Here is a 16,898-nt window from a genome sequence, read left to right on the forward strand (position 1 = left end):
TCAGGACAACAGTCATGGACGTTTCATTTCAACTCTATTCCGCCCGCAATTTCTCACCGTGGGACAATGTGCTCAGTCATCTTTCCAACCTCGGATACACGCAGGTTGAGGGTTTTGGCGGCAATTATGAAGATGCCGCCGCTTTCAAGGCGCTTCTCGACAAGCATGGCCTGGCAATGCCTTCCGGGCATTTCTTCCCGCTCGAGCAATTCGAAGACGATCTCGGCACCGTGGTGGCGACCGCCAAAACGCTCGGCATGAAGCGATTGTTCTGTCCGGCCCTCCCCCCGGAACAACGGGTCGCCGACGCGGACGCCTGGACTTCTGTCGGGAAACGGCTTGAAAACATCGGCAAGCAGGTCCGCGACGCAGGATTGCGGTTCGGCTGGCACAATCACGACTTCGAATTTGCTGCCTGTGCGGACGGTCGTCTTCCGATGGACATTCTTCTTCAAAATGCCCCTTCCATCGAATGGGAAGCGGATATCGCCTGGATCGTCAGGGGAGGACAGGACCCGCTCGCCTGGATCGACCGGTATGCCGAGCGCATCACCACGGCTCACGTGAAGGATATTGCCCCTGAGGACGAGTGTATTGACGAGGATGGTTGGGCCGATGTCGGCTATGGCGTCATGGACTGGAAGACGCTCACTGCGGCCCTGCGCAACATCGATGTCGACCTGTTTGTCATGGAACACGACAACCCGTCGGACTTCGAACGCTTCGCCAGCCGCTCGATCGAGACATTTCAGAGATTCTAAGGACGAAAAATGACTGACAAACTTGGTATCGGCATCCTTGGATGCGGAAATATTTCGGCTGCCTATATGCGTCTGGCGCCCCTGTTCCGGGGCATTGAGGTGCGTGCGTGCGCCGATCTAAGCGACGACGCTGCAAAAGCGCGCGCCGAAGAATTCAACCTCAGGGCAGAAACCGTGGACGGCCTGTTGTCGGCAGACGATATCGACATCATCGTCAACCTGACTGTACCTGCCGCGCATTTCGAGGTGTCCAGGACAATTCTGGAAGCAGGCAAACACGTCTATTCCGAAAAACCATTCGTTCTGAGTGTCGAAGAAGGCCAGGCCCTTGCCACCCTTGCTGGGGAAAAAGGTCTGCGTGTCGGCTCCGCACCCGATACGTTTCTTGGTGGCGCACACCAGCTTGCCAGGCATCTGATCGACCAGGGCTCCGTTGGCGCCGTGACGTCCGGGACATGTTTCGTTCAAAGTCCGGGCATGGAGATGTGGCATCCGAATCCGGACTTCTTCTTCAAGCCCGGTGGAGGTCCGATCCTGGACCTGGGCCCCTATTACGTGTCCAATCTGGTTCAGCTGCTCGGGCCGGTCAAACGGGTCACCGCCATGTGCATGTCGGGATCGGACTACCGGACCATCACCTCAGAACCGCGACATGGTGAAAAGATCAAGGTCGAGACCCCGACAACAATCCACTCAATCCTGCAGTTCCATTCCGGTGCGCAAGTCACGTACTGCGCCAGTTGGGATGTCTGGCAGCATGGCCATTCCAACATGGAACTCTATGGACGGGACGGGACGATTCACGTTCCCGATCCGAATTTTTTCGGTGGTGAACTGCGCCTGACCGAAAAAGGCAGTTTCGTAACTGTTTCTGAAGACTGGAAACATCCGTTTTCGATTGCCAATGACGGCCCTCATGCGAACTACCGTGCGGCAGGGCTCGCGGATATGGCACTTGCAATCCTTCAAGGCCGCCCCCACCGGTGTTCGCTTGAATTCTCGCTCCATGTCGTAGATGTGATGACATCCATACTCGCCTCTGGCGAGACAGGTGAGTACAAGGATATTCTCACCACATGCGACCGTCCCGAGGCCCTTGATCCCCAAGCGGCGAGGGACCTGTTGGCTCATTCGGAGACATTATGACCTGGCAAGCTGCGCAAGCACGTTACGATCACATGGAATATCGCCGCTGCGGAAGATCCGGCCTGAAACTGCCGGTAATCTCGCTCGGCCTCTGGCACAACTTCGGAGGCGACACGCCGCACGAACGCAAGCGTGACATCGCGCGAACCGCATTCGATCTCGGGATCACCCATTTCGACCTCGCAAACAATTATGGTCCGCCCCCCGGTTCTGCAGAAGAAGCCTTCGGCGACCTTATGCGAACCGATTTCGCCCCTTACCGGGATGAAATGATCATATCGTCCAAGGCCGGTTATGGCATGTGGGCCGGACCCTATGGCGAGTGGGGCAGCCGGAAATATCTGATTGCCTCTTGCGACCAGTCACTGAAGCGGATGGGTCTCGACTACGTCGACATCTTCTATTCCCACCGTTTCGATCCGGAGACGCCGCTCGAAGAGACAATGATGGCGCTCGATCACATCGTTCGCTCCGGACGCGCACTTTATGTCGGCATCTCGTCCTACAATTCCAAACGGACGCGGGAGGCCGCTGCAATCCTGAAGGAACTCGGCACGCCCTGCCTGATCCATCAACCCAGCTACTCGATGATCAACAGATGGGTGGAAGAGGACGGACTGCTCGATACTCTCGAGGATCTCGGTATCGGGTCCATTGCCTTTACACCCCTGGCCCAGGGAATGCTGACCAGCAAATATCTGAAGGGCATTCCGGAGGGCAGCCGTGCAACCCAGGGAAAATCCCTGAAGAGTGAGTTCCTGACCGAAGAGACCCTGAACGCGATCCGGGCCCTGAATGCAATGGCAGAGCAGCGCGGACAAACGCTGGCGCAGATGGCGCTTGCATGGGTGCTGCGCAAAGGCCGGCTCACAACGGCTCTGATCGGTGCCAGCCGTGCCGAACAGGTGCGGGATTGCGCCGCCGTCGTCAAAAACATGGATTTCACCGAAGCGGAACTTCAGGAAATCGATGCCACGACGGTGGAAGGAAAAGTCAATCTGTGGGCCGCATCGTCAGAACGGGAAGGACCATCCCGCTGATGATCCGAAACCCGATCCTGCCAGGCTTCAACCCGGATCCGTCGATCTGCCGTGTTGGCGATGAATTTTACATCGCCACCTCGACGTTCGAGTGGTATCCGGGTGTCCAGATCCACCGGTCGACGGACCTGGTCAACTGGGATCTGACCTGCCGGCCGCTAAACCGGGCCAGCCAGCTTGATATGCGTGGCAACCCGGACAGCGGCGGGATCTGGGCGCCGTGCCTGAGTTATGCCGACGAGCGGTTCTGGCTGGTCTTTACGGACGTCAAGCGGCTGGATGGAAACTTCAAGGACGCGCACAACTACGTTGTGAGCGCGCCGTCAATTGGAGGCCCCTGGAGCGATCCGATATATCTCTCGTCACACGGGTTCGATCCTTCGCTCTTTCACGACGATGATGGACGAAAATGGTATCTCGTTCTGCAATGGAATCATGTGTCCAGCTCCGTTGGCGGCAAACCGGAAACCTCCGCCTTCGATGGCATCCTGCTGCAGGAATGGTCAGAAACCCGCGGGTTGATCGGCCGCCCGAAAAAAATCTTCACCGGCAGCTCACTGGGCCTGACAGAAGGTCCGCACCTTCATAAACGCAACGGCTGGTATTACCTGACCGTAGCCGAAGGCGGCACCGGCTACCAACATGCAGTCACAATGGCAAGAGCCCGGTCGATTGACGGCCCCTACGAGCTGCATCCGGCGACCCATCTTATCACCGCAAAGGACAATGCCGACTGGCCGCTGCAGCGGGCCGGGCACGGACAGATCGTCGAAACTGCTGACGGTCGGACCTATCACACGCATCTTTGCTCCCGTCCCCTGCCCGGCCGATATTCACCGCTTGGACGGGAAACCGCGATTCAGAAGTGTGTCTGGAGAGACGACTGGCTCTATCTCGCCGACGGCGGTCAACTTCCGCAAGCCGATGTCCCCGGCCTTGGTGAGACTATTGCCAAACCGCCGCAAAAACTTGAAAGAACCTTTGACGGCACGGAGCTTCCTCCGGAATTCCAGTGGTTGCGAACCCCTTTTCCGGAGCGCCTGTTTACGCTCACCGGGACGGCACTGCGCCTCACAGGACGCGAAAGCATCGGCAGCTGGTACGAGCAATCTCTTGTCGCACGCAGGCAAGAACACCTGCACTACCGGGCCGAAACCACTCTCTCCGCCTTCGAACCGGAGACCTATCAGCAGGCAGCCGGGCTTGCGACTTACTATAACCGTCACAAATTTCATTTTCTTGCAGTGAGCTGGAACCGGGAACTCGGGCGTTGTCTGACGTTGATGTCGTGTCCCGGCAGCTGGCCGGACGGGCGCATGGAATTTCCAGCGGAACACATTGCCATCGATGGCGGCCCCGTCGATCTTGCAGTCGAAGTCAATGGCACTGATCAACAGTTCTTCTGGCGCCAGGCGAGCGACTGGCGTTCTATCGGACCAACGCTTGATGCGCGTGTGATTTCAGACGAAGGTGGCCGCGGGGAACACGCTTCTTTCACCGGCGCTTTCGTGGGAATGCTTGCTTTCGACGTGACAGGCAGCGGCAGAACGGCCGACTTCACACATTTTTCTTATGAACCTGAAGGAACTTGACTGCGGTTATGCATCGCGCGTTCCTAACTGAAACCGGGAGGACCCAATGGCTGGACTGATCAAAGGACCTGCAATTTTTCTGGCGCAATTTGCCGGTGACGAAGCACCATTCAACAGCCTCCCGTCGATCGCGAAATGGGCAGCGGGTCTGGGATACAAGGGTGTTCAGATACCGACTTTCGACAGCCGCCTGTTCGACCTGAACAAGGCCGCGGAGAGCCAGGCCTATTGCGACGAGGTCAAAGGCATCTGTGCGGATGCAGGGGTCGAGATCACCGAACTCTCGACCCACCTGCAGGGCCAGCTGGTTGCCGTTCATCCGGCCTATGACCTTGCATTTGACGGATTCGCCCCGGCGCACTTGCACGGCAATCCCGACGGGCGGCAGGAATGGGCGGTCGACCAGATGAAAAAGGCAGCAATTGCCAGTCGCAATCTCGGCCTCGACGCTACCGTCAGCTTTACCGGCGCTCTGGCGTTTCCATATCTCTATCCCTGGCCACAGCGCCCGGCCGGTCTTGTCGAAGAGGCTTTCGCGGAACTTGCCAGACGGTGGAAACCGATCCTGGATGTCTATGAGGATCACGGGGTTGACGTCGGTTACGAAATTCACCCGGGCGAGGACGTATTCGACGGCGCGACTTTCGAAATGTTCCTCGACGCGCTTGGCGGTCACAAACGCTGCCAGATCAATTACGACCCGTCCCACTTCCTGCTTCAGCAGATGGACTATCTCGCCTTCATCGATATCTATCACGAGCGCATCTGCGCCTATCACGTGAAAGATGCCGAGTTCAATCCCGACGGACGCCAGGGTGTCTATTCGGGATATCAGAGCTGGATCAACCGTGCCGGACGCTTCCGCTCCCTCGGTGACGGACAAGTCGACTTTTCCGGCATTTTCTCCAAACTCGCACAATATGGCTACGAGAGCTGGGCGGTGCTGGAATGGGAATGCTGCCTGAAGTCACCCGAGCAGGGAGCAGCCGAAGGCGCCCCCTTCATTGAAAGCCACATCATTGAAGTGACCGACAAGGCCTTCGACGATTTCGCCGGTGGCGACACCGATCAGGAGCAGATCCGGAAAATGCTGGGCCTCTGATGATCAAGACCCGCACGGCGGGATCTTCGGTGGTCGAGAGCCCTGGACGCCTTCACGCGGTCTACACCAGTCCAGACAGAACCTCGTCGAGCGACGTGAGGAAATAATCACAATTCTCAGGGCTGAACGGCGCCGGCGGCTTGATCTTCAAAACGTTGTCGTGAGGTCCTTCGCTGGACAGCAGTATCCCGTGGTTCTGCTTCAGTTTCCGGATTACCGTGTCGAGCTCGTCCGGGGCCGGCTCTTGCGTCTCACGGTCACGGACAAGTTCGATGCCTATGAAGAGGCCGAGCCCACGCACGTCGCCGATGATTTCGTGCCTGTCTGCCAGAGCCCGGGCGCCGTCCATCAGCCGATTGCCAACGTCGTGGCAGTGATGCATCAGCCTCTCGTCCCGGATCACGTCAAGGACTGCGAGACCGATGGATGCAGACACGGGGTTCCCGCCGAACGTGTTGAAATATTCCATGCCATTGGCAAAGGTGGCCGCGATCTCCTCGGTGGTGATGACGGCTGCCATGGGATGTCCGTTTCCGATGGGCTTGCCAAGGGTAACAATGTCCGGGACAACCTCCTGGGTCTCGAATGCCCACATGTGGCTGCCGACCCGGCCGAAACCGATCTGAACCTCGTCGGCCAAACACAGGCCGCCTGCCTCGCGAACGTGACGGTAGGCATGCTTCAGGTAGTCGTCGGGCAGAACCAGCTGGCCACCGGTCCCGAGAACCCCTTCAGTGAACATCAATGCAGGTTGCCTGCCTTCGTGTGCGAGTGCTTCGACTTGCCGCTTCACATCCTCTGCGTATTTCCGCCCTGCGCCGACATCGCCATGGCGCCATCTGCCGCGATAGAGATCCGGCATTTCGGCAACGCGGACATGTTCCGGGCATCCCGCTCCACCCTCGCCGGCGAACTTGTAGGGACTGACGTCGATCAGGCTGGAAAGGTGCCCGTGATAAGCGTGGTCAACGGTGATGACATCGTGGTTGCCGCCATGATTTCGTGCCAGCCGTAGCGCCAGATCATTGGCTTCGCTTCCCGAATTCACAAAGAAACAGACATTGAGCGGGTCAGGGAACTGGGCCGTCAAGCGCCGCGAATACTCCACCAGCGTATCGTGCAGGTACCGTGAATTCGTGTTGAGCGCTGCCATCTGCCTCTGTGCTGCCTTGACGACGCGCGGGTGGCAATGGCCGACGTGGCAGACATTGTTGACCATGTCGAGCCAGTGCTTTCCGGCATCGTCGATCAGGTAGGCGCCTTCGCCGCCGACGATTTTCAGGGGCGCATCGGAATAGGCAATGCTCAGAGCCCTGCCGATCCGCAAATGACGCTCGCGTATGAGTGTCTCCTTGTCCTGCGCGACAATTACCGATGCCGGAACCGGCAGGCCCAGAATGACACTGGGATCCGGGCTGATATCGCGCCAGACGGCCCATTGCCGGCGCACGCCGACCCCATGCATCCGCGCTTCCAGTCCAAGATGGTCGGTGACGATCTGAAAGTGAAGATGCGGCGGCCACTCGCCATTTTCCGGACGTGGGCCGAATTCTGCAAACGCCTCCCCTGTTTCGACTGTCTGCCCGATTGTCAGCTTCTCGCAGCCGCGCCGTGAGAGATGACCATAAAGCGTCCAGAAGACATCCCCTTCATCGGTTTCGTGTTCCAGAAGAACCGTCGGACCGAAACCGTTCGACACGGCATCATCATGGAAAAAGGCTACCTTGCCGGCGAAGGGTGCGTAGACCGGTTCATAGTCGGGGGCGAAGATATCTATCCCCAGGTGCACCGAACGGCGAATGGCAGGGTTCGCCATTTCAAAAGCGTCGCTCTTGTAGACGGTCCGGTCTTCGCCATAAACACCGATGCCGAAGTCTGCACCGGCGTCGCTGATCGCATCCTCGCAGAACCTGTCAAATTGCGGGCCGTCAAATCGCGACAACTCCTCTGCATATGAAGCGTTTGCCGTAAAATCGAATACAACGGCCTCGGGTCGCTCATTTTCCGGTTTGACGACGGATGCAAAGTCATGAGCATTGCGCTCTAGCCAGCGCATGACACGTGCTGCCGAGGGAACCGGCTGAAAGCCACAGGCCTCTCGCAATCTCAAAACCGCAAGACGCGGGTTCTCCCTGGCCAGGTGCTGCAATTCCCGCCAGACATCTTCCTGGCTGACGAGCAGATAACGGTTTTCGGGAAACTCGCGGATCTGCTTCGCTGCCATGCACATGGAAACGGCATAGCGAGTCCTGACCAGATCAAAAATCAGTTCGACTTCCTGTTCCGTGACCGGGTTCACCCGGTGATACGCACTTGCGATCCTGCCGATCGTCCCGACAGGATCCTCAGAACCAATCAGAGCGTATGCCCCGGCGACTGCAATCTCGATGACCCGGCAGGTTTCAACCATGTCGCCGAAGTCCAGAAGACCGCTGACGTTCCCTCTTCCATCGAGCAGAACGTTGTAGTCATTGGCATCATTGTGGATTACCTGGTGCGGCAGGTCCTTGAGACGCGGCAGGACCCTGTCCTTGAAGTGCGCCAGGATTTCCAGAACAGCCCTTTTCTTGTCCGGATCTTCGATGAAATCGACTTGGTCGAGAAGAGATGCGGCCTGCGCAATGTCCCAGTTGTAGATCCGTTTGGCGCCCGGATGGGAAAAAGACGTCAGGCTCCGGTCAAGCTCCCCCAGGAGCGTGCCGAGCGTTTGGGCGGAGGCACCATCGCGGTTCCTGGATTTTGCCCAGACGTCACCGGATAGCCATGTCAGGAGCCGAGCCCTGCGCGGGCCGCGAAATTCGACATTCGTGACCGTTGCGCCTTTCCTGTCCGGGACCGGCCGCGATACCGGCAAACCGGGCGCATGTTCGGCTAGATGCTCAAGCACCTTGACTTGCATGTCGAGCTCTGCCTCATCACCGGGGGCGTGCAGTTTCAGCAGGAAGTCGTCGCCACGCGGGGTGTGAACATGAAAATTCAGATCGTGTTCGCCGGGCAGCTGCGAGATGTTTCCCTGAATGGCGAATAACTCGTCCAACAGTTCGTGAATTCCATCAACGCAATCCGGTCCATTAGCGGCGCTCTTGTTCATGTATCCGAAGCATCCTCATCATGCGATCACCGAGCCATCGAAAGCTCTGATGCTGCCTGTATCCGACATAGTCATGCCGTCGATCAAGGAGATTAGTCCAGTTGCGCTTTCCACGACCGGAATTACCGCTTCGCTGCCACCCGTTTCCGTCCTGAACCATCCCGGGTGAACCGGGACAACTGCCATGTTCTCTGCCCACAGGTCATGGGTCAGTTTACGTGTTGCTCTGCAATGAAGGCTCTCGACATTCAGGTCGAGCATGATGACAAGCACCGGAATGCCGCGGATCGTATCGACAATCAGCTCGGGGCCGGAGGCAAGCGGATGACACCTGTGCAGGTAGCCGCCGAATGTCAGCAGTCCCGCCACGATTGCCGGCACGATTGCCAGCATGACGAACGTGATTTTGGCCAACCGTTCCCGATCATTCAGGGCTTCGACTGTCCAGATTTCAGTTTGCCAAGACAAAACCCGGTGATGACACGGTGGCAAAAAGCCTTGCGAAAAATTCTGAAAACCGGAGCTAACGGTTTTCCGCGCGGCCACCGGCGAAGGTGACAACACCAACGATGATCAGCCCGGTCAGGATCAGGCGGAGGCCTGCTGCTGCTCCAAAGGTGTTCAACATGGCAACGAGCAGAAACAGGAACAGTGCCGAGCCGAAGATCCCGGGAACATTGGAATTGCCTCCGGCAATCGAAGACCCGCCGATCACCACGACCGCGATGGAGGCGAGCAGATACTCTTCCCCCATGTTCAGCGAAGAGCCGCCGGAGAACCCGGCCAGGAAAACACCGCAAATGGCCGCCAGAACAGCGGACAGTGAATAGGTCAGGTAGCGGATACGTTCAATGGGAACGCCGGCGAGACCTGCGGCGCGCGTGTTCTGTCCAAATGCCGTCACGGATCGACCGTAGACGGTACGGTTCAGGAGAATGGCCATGCACACCGCCAGGGCGATCACACCCAGCGACAGGACGGGCACGCCTGTGAGTTTTGCCGTCGCGACCCATTCGAGCGCTGCAGGCGGTTTGATCTTTACACCACGTCCCAGCGCAATGGCGCTCGACTGAACCAGAAAGCTTGAGGACATGGTCGCGATAATCGGCGGAATGCTGAGCACCCGGATCAGGCCGTAATTGAAGAGACCGACCAGTGTCCCGACCAGGATCGCAGCGAGGAAACCCGGCACGATCATGGCATTGGAGCCGTCCATCACCATCATGGACACCACGGCCGACAGCGTGATTGTCGACGGAATCGACAGGTCGACATTGCCGGGACCCAATGTGATGACGAACATCTGCCCGATGCCGACCATCACGAAGAATGTCGAAAAGGACAATGCTGTCGAGGCGAGTGCCAGTCCGCCTGTCCCGCTGATATATGCTGCCGTTGCAGCCCAGGTTAAAAACGCGGCAACGAAGGACCAGCTCCAGGGATGGTGTCGCATGAAGGTTTCAATCGATCTCATCGACGCGCCTCCAACCGGTTGACGATCGCGCGCAGTGCCAGAACGATGATCAGGACTGCTCCTTGAGCGCCTATCTGCCAGTCAGGTGAAATGCGCAGGAACGACAGGAAGGATGCGGTCAATGTGAGCGTCATTGCGCCAAGAACCGCGCCCACTGGAGAGATCCGACCTCCGACAAATTCACCGCCGCCGAGAATGACACCCGCGATCGACAGAAGCGTATAGCGGAGTGCGATGTTTGCATCGGCAGACGTTGCCAGCCCGACGAGGGTCAGACCTGCCAGGATGCCGAAGACTGCGGTGAGCGCATACATCACCATCTTGAGTTTCAGGACGGACCAGCCTGCGCGCGTGATCGCCTTCTCGTTTCCACCGACCCCGCGCATGAGCACCCCCCAGGATGTACGCATCAGCCCGAAGTGAACGACCAGACCGAGAGCAACCGCTGCCAGGAGTGGCATGGGAACATAAGACGGCTTGTAGGAAACAAGCGTCCTGATCCAGTCCGGGGCACTTCCGCCGGGAGTTGGCAGCAGGAGAACAGCACAGCCGGACCAGACGAACGACATTCCCAGTGTGACCACAATGCTGGGAAGTTGCCTGATGTAGATCAGCGCCCCAAGGGCGGCATAAACGGCAACGCATCCCAACAGGGCAGCAATTCCGAGTAGCGGTGTGTCTCGCAGCCAGGTTGCTCCGATGCAGGCCACAAGCGAGACGAAACTGCCGATCGAAAGATCAAGGTCATTAACCGCTATCACGAACATCTGGGCGATCGTTGCAAGCGCGATCGGGACAGCCAGATTGAACAGAAGATTCAGGCCGAAATAGCTCATGGCGCGCGGCTGCAACCAGAATACGCCGACGAGCACGAAGGTCAGAGACAGCGCGGGCAATGCGCCTCGCCAAAATCGGGCAGAGGCGAAAAAACGAAGACCGTTCATGCTGCTCCGCTCACCTGCTTGAAGGACGCCTGCAAAACATTCTCCTCCGTGATGTCGCTGCCGGTGAGCGTTTCACTGACGATCCCGTCCCTGAAAACATAGACACGGTCACAGTAGTCCAGCTCTTCCATTTCGGTTGTGTACCAAAGGAACGTCCGTCCCTGTGACGCTTCCTGCCGGATGATGGTGTAGACCTCGTTCTTTGTGCCGACGTCGACGCCACGCATCGGGTCGTCCATCAGCACGATTTCGGCAGCCGATCCAAGCGCCCGGGCAAACAGCACCTTTTGCTGGTTTCCACCCGACAAGGACAGGATCGGCGCTTCCACGTCAGGTGCGCGAATGCCGATCCGTTCCTTCCAGGCCTCGGCAAGCTCAAGCTCGCGTTCACTTTGAATCAGCATGCCGGACCGCATCCTCCCAAGTGAGGAAATTCCGATATTCTTGCGGATGGACCAGAGCGGCAGGACTCCATCCACCTGCCTGTCTCCGGCAATGAAACAGCATCCCGCGCCCCTGGCTCCCGACGGCAGAACGCCATGTCCTTCGAATACGGAAAGCAGGGCCTCTGTCTGCCCCTGACCGGCAAGACCCGCAAAACCGACAACTTCACCGGCTTGCGCGCGAATGCTCTGGTCATCGGGCTGTCCCGATGGACGCATATGGATACGTTCTTCGCCGATCGTTGCACTGTTTTCCTCACCTCGGCGCGGTGCTGCTCCTGCGACCACGGTACTGCCCATGGCTTCCACCAGGCTGACGCGATCGAAATCCGCGGCGTTTCTGCAGGCGACGACACGACCGTCCTTCATGACTGCAATCCGATCCGAAACCTGCAGGATTTCGCCAAGCAGATGGGATATGAGAATAACACTGACACCCTGACCAGTGACCTGGTTCACATAATTGAGAAGCTGGTCAGCAACCCGCGAATCCAGCGAGGAAGTTGGCTCATCCAGAATGACAAGGCGAATGTCCGTGTCGGTGACGGTGAAAGCCCGGGCGATCTCGACCATCTGGCGTTTCGAGATCGAGAGATCCCCGATGACATCTGATGCGGACACACCATGACCGGGGAACACCTGGTCGAGCTGTTTCATGATCAGGAGGCCGGCACGCTTGCGCCACCCGAAACCTTTCAGAACGGGATGAATGATCCGCGTGTTCTCGGCAACCGTCAGATTCGGGCACAGCGACAATTCCTGGAAGACACAGCGGACGCCCAGTCTCCCGGCGTCCTGTACCAGGTAACCCTTGCCGAGGCCGGTGCCTGCAATCGTCAGGCTGCCTTCACTCGCTTCGAGTGTCCCGGCGAGAATATTCATCAAGGTAGACTTGCCGGCACCATTGTGGCCGACAAGTCCCAGGCATTCCCCGGCATGGATTTGAAGATCCACGCCGCTCAGGGCCTGTACCGCCCCGAATACCTTCTGAATTCCCCCAAGAGAGATCAAAGGGCTTGCAGTTTCCGTCGTCATTGCTCCTCCGGAATTCCAACGGACGGCACAGGCGTACTTCAGTTCACGCTCTCAAGATATGCCTTGGCATCATCAAGCGAGTATTCGACGTTGGACACGCCACCGGGTTCCGTGTTGGCCAACCCGTCTTCAAGATCCGCCTGATCGATCTGCAGGAATGGCACGATCAGATCTTTCGGCACATCCTGTCCGTCCAGGATCTGCTGTGCAACCCAGAAGGCCAATGTCGACACACCCGGCGCGATCGAAACAGACATGGTTTCGTAACCGTTGGCGTCTTTCTGTTCCTTCCACCAGGTGAGTTCATCGTGGCGATTGCCCATGATGATGATCGGTGTCGGTCTTCCCGCAGCTGCAAATGCCTGGGCTGCACCATAGCCATCACCGCCCTGGGTCACGACGGCAACGATCTCCGGCATGCTCGGCAGAATACCGGCGACTGCCTTCTGGGCAACGGTCTGCGTCCATTCTCCGTGAACCGAACCTGCGATCTTGAACTTGTCGTGATTTGCGACGCCAGCCTCGATACCGGAATGAATTTCGTCGTCAACGAAGACACCGGCAAGACCCCGGATTTCCAGAAGGTCTCCACCATCGGGCAGGCGCCCGGACAGATAGTCGACCTGAATCTCTCCCATCTTCTTGAAGTTGACCGCGATGCGCCAGGCGCAAGGTTCCGTCACGACACCGTCGAAGGAGACGACAACGATACCGGCATCGCAAGCTTCCTTGACGGCGCCGTTGAGGGCGGTGGGTGACGCCGCATTGATAACAATGGCATCATAGCCCTGAAGGATCAGGTTCTGGATTTGCGCCGCCTGTTCCGTGGCCTGGTTTTCAGCCGTCGTGAAGGCATCGCCTGCAGCGACAACACCGTCCTTGACCGCCTGGTCCGCGTTCTTGCCCCAGGAATTGAGCATGGCCTGGCGCCAGCTGTTTCCTGCGTAGTTGTTCGAAAGTGCGATCCGCTTGTCCGCGGTATCGGCAAAAGATGGCTGCATGCCAGCCGTCGTCAGGGCAAGCGCAGCTGTAGCAAATAGAAGTGATTGGCGTATTTTCATGATTTCCTCCCAGTCATCAGTAACTTACATCGGAGTTTCAGAGAGCCTTTCTCCTGGTTAAACCTCTTACGCCGACGTAAATGGCGTAAAGCGAAGTCGTTGCGGTAATGAAAAGGCGATTGTTCCTGGACCCGCCGAATGTCAGGTTGGAAACGGCTTCGGGCACTGCAACCCGGCCCAGATAGTCTCCATCGGGCGAAAAGACCTGAACACCGTTGCCCGAGCTTGACCAGATGTTGCCGAATTCGTCGAGCCTGAAGCCATCGGGGACACCGGGCGAAATCTCCGCGAACACCTTTTCTTTTTCCGGGTGTCCGGTTGCGTCCAGGTCGAATGCCATGATGTGATGGGGCCCGCCGGTCTGATGAGACACGCCGGTGTCGGAGACATAGAGTCTTCGTTCGTCCGACGAAAATGCAAGCCCGTTCGGCTTGACCATGCTGCGAACGACCGCTTCGACTTCGCCAGTCTCCGGCTGGAGCCTGTAAACATAGCACCCATCCTGCTCCGGCTCGGCGCGCTCGCCTTCATAATCCGTCAGGATGCCGTAGGTGGGGTCGGTGAACCAGATCGACCCATCCGATTTCACGACAACATCGTTCGGCGAGTTCAGCCTTTTGCCGTCAAAATGAGTTGCCAGAACCGTTCGAGATCCGTCGTGCTCCCGGCGCGTGACCGCCCGCGCCTGATGTTCGCAACTGACCAGACGGCCTTCCCTGTCAATCGTGTTTCCGTTTGCAAAGTTGGAAACATTTTCGAAAGTACGTGTTCCAAGACCTTCAACCCACTGCAGGATGCGGTTGTTGGGTATGTCCGACCAGACCACACAATCTGCCCCGGCCATGTAAGCCGGTCCTTCCGCCCAGAGGCAGGCGTCGAAAAGGCGTTCAAGGCGGCAAATGGGAATGACGAGATCCCGCATCCGGTCGCACGCAATTTCGATCCCCTCATGCAATGGCCAATCGCTCCCTCTTCAACCCCGGTTTCAAGAACCTGATCCGGAGCCAATTCGTTTCCTGTCCGAAGAGCTTTCCATGCGGCTCGCAGAATGTATGCTGTAGTTTCGACAAGAGTCTTGCGGGAACCCGCATCATTGATTGCAGGTTTCAACGGCGACTTGGCGGGAATGGCGCGGGAGATACGAACCGGAGACCGGTATCCTTGACTGACGAAAGCACAAAAACCGGAGCAAGTGCCATTAGCGCCGAAGCCATGCTGCAGCGGTTTCTGCTGATCTCGAGAGCAGTGGCCGGACAACTGGACTTTCAGTCCCTGATCCAGAAGGTTTCCGAGGAAGTCGGTTTCTTTCTTCCGCATGACCATATCGATGTGTGCATCCTGACGGGTGAGAGGGACATGCATGTTGCCTACGAAGCCCGACTACACACGGGTTGGGGCGAAGCACCGGAACCCGTGCCGGTCTCCTTCAGCCCTATCCGCAGCATCCTGCGGGGAGAGGAAGAATTCATTCTGACGGCTGATGCCCAACTTGACGAACGCTTTCATTTCGACGGCGCCTTCAGCGATCCCATCTTCGATGCCCGCCTGCGCAGCCGGTTGCATGTCCCGCTCCAGGTGGAAGGCAAGGTGATCGGAGCGCTTTCCTATTCCTGTCACGCCCGCGGCATCTACGAGGACAGCCATGTGACGATTGCCCAGTATGTCGCGGACCTTCTGTCATCGTATATCCACGCCTTGAACCAGGGAGAGCGTGCCCGCAAGGCCGCCATTCGGCAGGCGGAAATTCACGCTCATGCCGAGGGCCTGAGGGCTGGCGCGCTGCGTCTGACCGAAGCGCTGGAGCAGGAACGCCAACGGATCGGCATGGATCTGCACGACCAGACGCTGGCCGACCTGACGCGCCTCAATCACGAATTGCGCCGATTGCGGCAGTCACCAAAAATTCCCGGCGAGGCCCTGAACTCCCTGACCGACCGTCTTGAAGGATGCCTTCAGGAACTCAGAAGCATCATCGAGGATGCGCGGCCGAGCGTTCTGAAACTGTTCGGCTTCGAAGAAGGCATCGAGGCGCTGCTCGAAAGGGCGATCGCCTCTCAAGCGCGCCCGATTACCGTGAAGTTCTCGGACGAAACAGACGGGACCGGCAACTCTCTTCAGGAAACGCTGCAGATCGCGCTCTTTCGAATAACCCAGGAAGCGGTCAACAACGCCATCAAGCACGCCGACGCATCCAGGATCAGCGTCTGTCTGTCACAGGCTGACGGGTACCTCTGTCTCTCGATCACCGACAATGGCCTTGGTCTGGTGAGCGATGATACCGATCATCTGGGCGGCATCGAGAATATGCGGACGCGCGCCACATTAATATCTGCGGAATTCAGCATCGAACCGGCAGAGAAATCATCGGGAACGTGCGTGCGCGTAATGATGCCAGTCACCAATCTCACAAAATGCCCCATCACCGAACCAGAACGAAACAATGCGTATCTTGATAGTTGAGGACGACGTCCTTCACCGTTCCTTTTTGCGTGAAGTCGTCGAACGGGAACTGCCCGACGTAACCGATCTCAAGGAAGCCCGGAATGGCGATGAAGGTATCGCACTTGCAATCGAACATCGCCCGGATGCGATCGTCATGGATCTGCAAATGCCGAACCGGACCGGCGTCGAGGCAGCCCGGGCGATCTGGCGACAGGAGCCCGAAACGCGCATTCTGTTCTGGTCGAACTACGCAGATGAGGCATATGTACGGGGGATTTCGCGGATTGTGCCACCGGGCGCGTCATACGGTTACATCCTGAAATCGGCTTCCGAAGATCGTCTGAAACTTGCCATGCAGGGCGTGTTCGTCGAAGAACAATGTATCATCGACAGAACCGTTCGAGGTGTCCAGCAACGGGCAGACGACCGCCTGCAGGGGCTCACGGATTCCGAGTATGAAGTCCTGATCGACATCGCTCTGGGCCTGACCGACAGGGCGATATCCCGGAGGCGGGGAATTTCCCTGCGCAGCGTGCAAAGCCGGTTGCAGTCGCTCTACGAAAAACTTGGTGTCGATCAGGAAACGGACCGTGATCCGGATGGAGCCGCAATTTACAACAGCCGTTCACGGGCCGTCAGCATCGCCTTCTTGAGACGCCTGGTGAATGGAAAGGCTATCGAGGCCGCGGAACTTGACTACCAGGCGTGGGCGGGCTCGACAGGCTGAGAAGACCCTCACAAGAAAATTTGACGGGATCAGGTCGACC

The 16,898-nt window shown here is 58.0% G+C and carries 14 protein-coding genes; 7 read left to right on the plus strand and 7 right to left on the minus strand.

Going from position 1 to position 16,898, the window contains the following annotated elements; genetic code table 11:
* Nucleotides 1-14 precede the first annotated feature (14 nt).
* Genes LA5095_RS29445 through LA5095_RS29465 form a run of 5 tightly spaced genes read left to right on the plus strand, consistent with a single transcriptional unit; the run spans nucleotide 15 to nucleotide 5,641 of the window.
* Nucleotides 15-761 carry a sugar phosphate isomerase/epimerase family protein gene (locus LA5095_RS29445; RefSeq protein WP_055391534.1) on the plus strand — a complete coding sequence of 249 codons (747 nt, stop codon included), beginning with the start codon at nucleotides 15-17 and terminating at the stop codon, nucleotides 759-761.
* A 9-nt stretch (nucleotides 762-770) separates the two neighbouring features.
* On the plus strand, nucleotides 771-1,907 hold the full coding sequence (locus tag LA5095_RS29450) for a Gfo/Idh/MocA family protein (protein WP_055391535.1): 1,137 nt from the start codon (nucleotides 771-773) through the stop codon (nucleotides 1,905-1,907).
* Nucleotides 1,904-2,947, plus strand: a complete 1,044-nt coding sequence (mgrA, locus tag LA5095_RS29455; RefSeq protein ID WP_055391536.1) for an L-glyceraldehyde 3-phosphate reductase — start codon at nucleotides 1,904-1,906, stop codon at nucleotides 2,945-2,947. The genes LA5095_RS29450 and mgrA overlap by 4 nt, the downstream gene beginning before the upstream one ends.
* A complete protein-coding gene (locus LA5095_RS29460) occupies nucleotides 2,938-4,539 on the plus strand; it encodes a glycoside hydrolase family 43 protein (protein ID WP_208992916.1) in 1,602 nt (533 codons plus the stop codon). The genes mgrA and LA5095_RS29460 overlap by 10 nt, the downstream gene beginning before the upstream one ends.
* 46 nt (nucleotides 4,540-4,585) lie before the next feature.
* Entirely contained in the window at nucleotides 4,586-5,641 is a 1,056-nt protein-coding gene (locus LA5095_RS29465) for a sugar phosphate isomerase/epimerase family protein (protein WP_055391537.1), read from the plus strand.
* A 61-nt stretch (nucleotides 5,642-5,702) separates the two neighbouring features.
* Here the strand turns inward: LA5095_RS29465 and LA5095_RS29470 are convergent, their stop codons facing one another.
* Genes LA5095_RS29470 through LA5095_RS29500 form a run of 7 tightly spaced genes read right to left on the minus strand, consistent with a single transcriptional unit; the run spans nucleotide 5,703 to nucleotide 14,611 of the window.
* On the minus strand, nucleotides 5,703-8,732 hold the full coding sequence (locus tag LA5095_RS29470; RefSeq protein ID WP_055391538.1) for an aminotransferase class III-fold pyridoxal phosphate-dependent enzyme: 3,030 nt from the start codon (nucleotides 8,730-8,732) through the stop codon (nucleotides 5,703-5,705).
* An 18-nt stretch (nucleotides 8,733-8,750) separates the two neighbouring features.
* Complete coding sequence (locus LA5095_RS33350) at nucleotides 8,751-9,200, minus strand: Rossmann-fold NAD(P)-binding domain-containing protein (RefSeq protein ID WP_055391539.1); 450 nt, start codon at nucleotides 9,198-9,200, stop codon at nucleotides 8,751-8,753.
* Between the two features lie 55 nt (nucleotides 9,201-9,255).
* Entirely contained in the window at nucleotides 9,256-10,206 is a 951-nt protein-coding gene (locus LA5095_RS29480) for an ABC transporter permease (protein WP_055391540.1), read from the minus strand.
* Nucleotides 10,203-11,150, minus strand: coding sequence for an ABC transporter permease (locus tag LA5095_RS29485; protein WP_029063478.1), 948 nt, complete (start codon nucleotides 11,148-11,150; stop codon nucleotides 10,203-10,205). The genes LA5095_RS29480 and LA5095_RS29485 overlap by 4 nt, the downstream gene beginning before the upstream one ends.
* Nucleotides 11,147-12,628 carry a sugar ABC transporter ATP-binding protein gene (locus tag LA5095_RS29490; protein WP_055391541.1) on the minus strand — a complete coding sequence of 494 codons (1,482 nt, stop codon included), beginning with the start codon at nucleotides 12,626-12,628 and terminating at the stop codon, nucleotides 11,147-11,149. The genes LA5095_RS29485 and LA5095_RS29490 overlap by 4 nt, the downstream gene beginning before the upstream one ends.
* Nucleotides 12,629-12,666: 38 nt before the next feature.
* On the minus strand, nucleotides 12,667-13,689 hold the full coding sequence (locus LA5095_RS29495) for an ABC transporter substrate-binding protein (RefSeq protein ID WP_055391542.1): 1,023 nt from the start codon (nucleotides 13,687-13,689) through the stop codon (nucleotides 12,667-12,669).
* 37 nt (nucleotides 13,690-13,726) lie between these two features.
* Nucleotides 13,727-14,611, minus strand: coding sequence for an SMP-30/gluconolactonase/LRE family protein (locus tag LA5095_RS29500; RefSeq protein ID WP_055391543.1), 885 nt, complete (start codon nucleotides 14,609-14,611; stop codon nucleotides 13,727-13,729).
* A gap of 239 nt (nucleotides 14,612-14,850) precedes the next feature.
* Between LA5095_RS29500 and LA5095_RS29505 the strand changes: the two genes are divergently transcribed.
* Both LA5095_RS29505 and LA5095_RS29510 read left to right on the plus strand, forming a co-directional pair.
* Nucleotides 14,851-16,149, plus strand: coding sequence for a GAF domain-containing sensor histidine kinase (locus LA5095_RS29505; protein WP_199485860.1), 1,299 nt, complete (start codon nucleotides 14,851-14,853; stop codon nucleotides 16,147-16,149).
* Entirely contained in the window at nucleotides 16,130-16,858 is a 729-nt protein-coding gene (locus LA5095_RS29510; protein WP_055391579.1) for a response regulator transcription factor, read from the plus strand. Before LA5095_RS29505 ends, LA5095_RS29510 begins: the two co-directional genes overlap by 20 nt.
* The last annotated feature ends 40 nt before the right edge of the window (nucleotides 16,859-16,898 follow it).

The organism is Roseibium album (genome assembly GCF_001404515.1).
Classification (GTDB): Bacteria; Pseudomonadota; Alphaproteobacteria; order Rhizobiales; family Stappiaceae; genus Roseibium; species Roseibium album.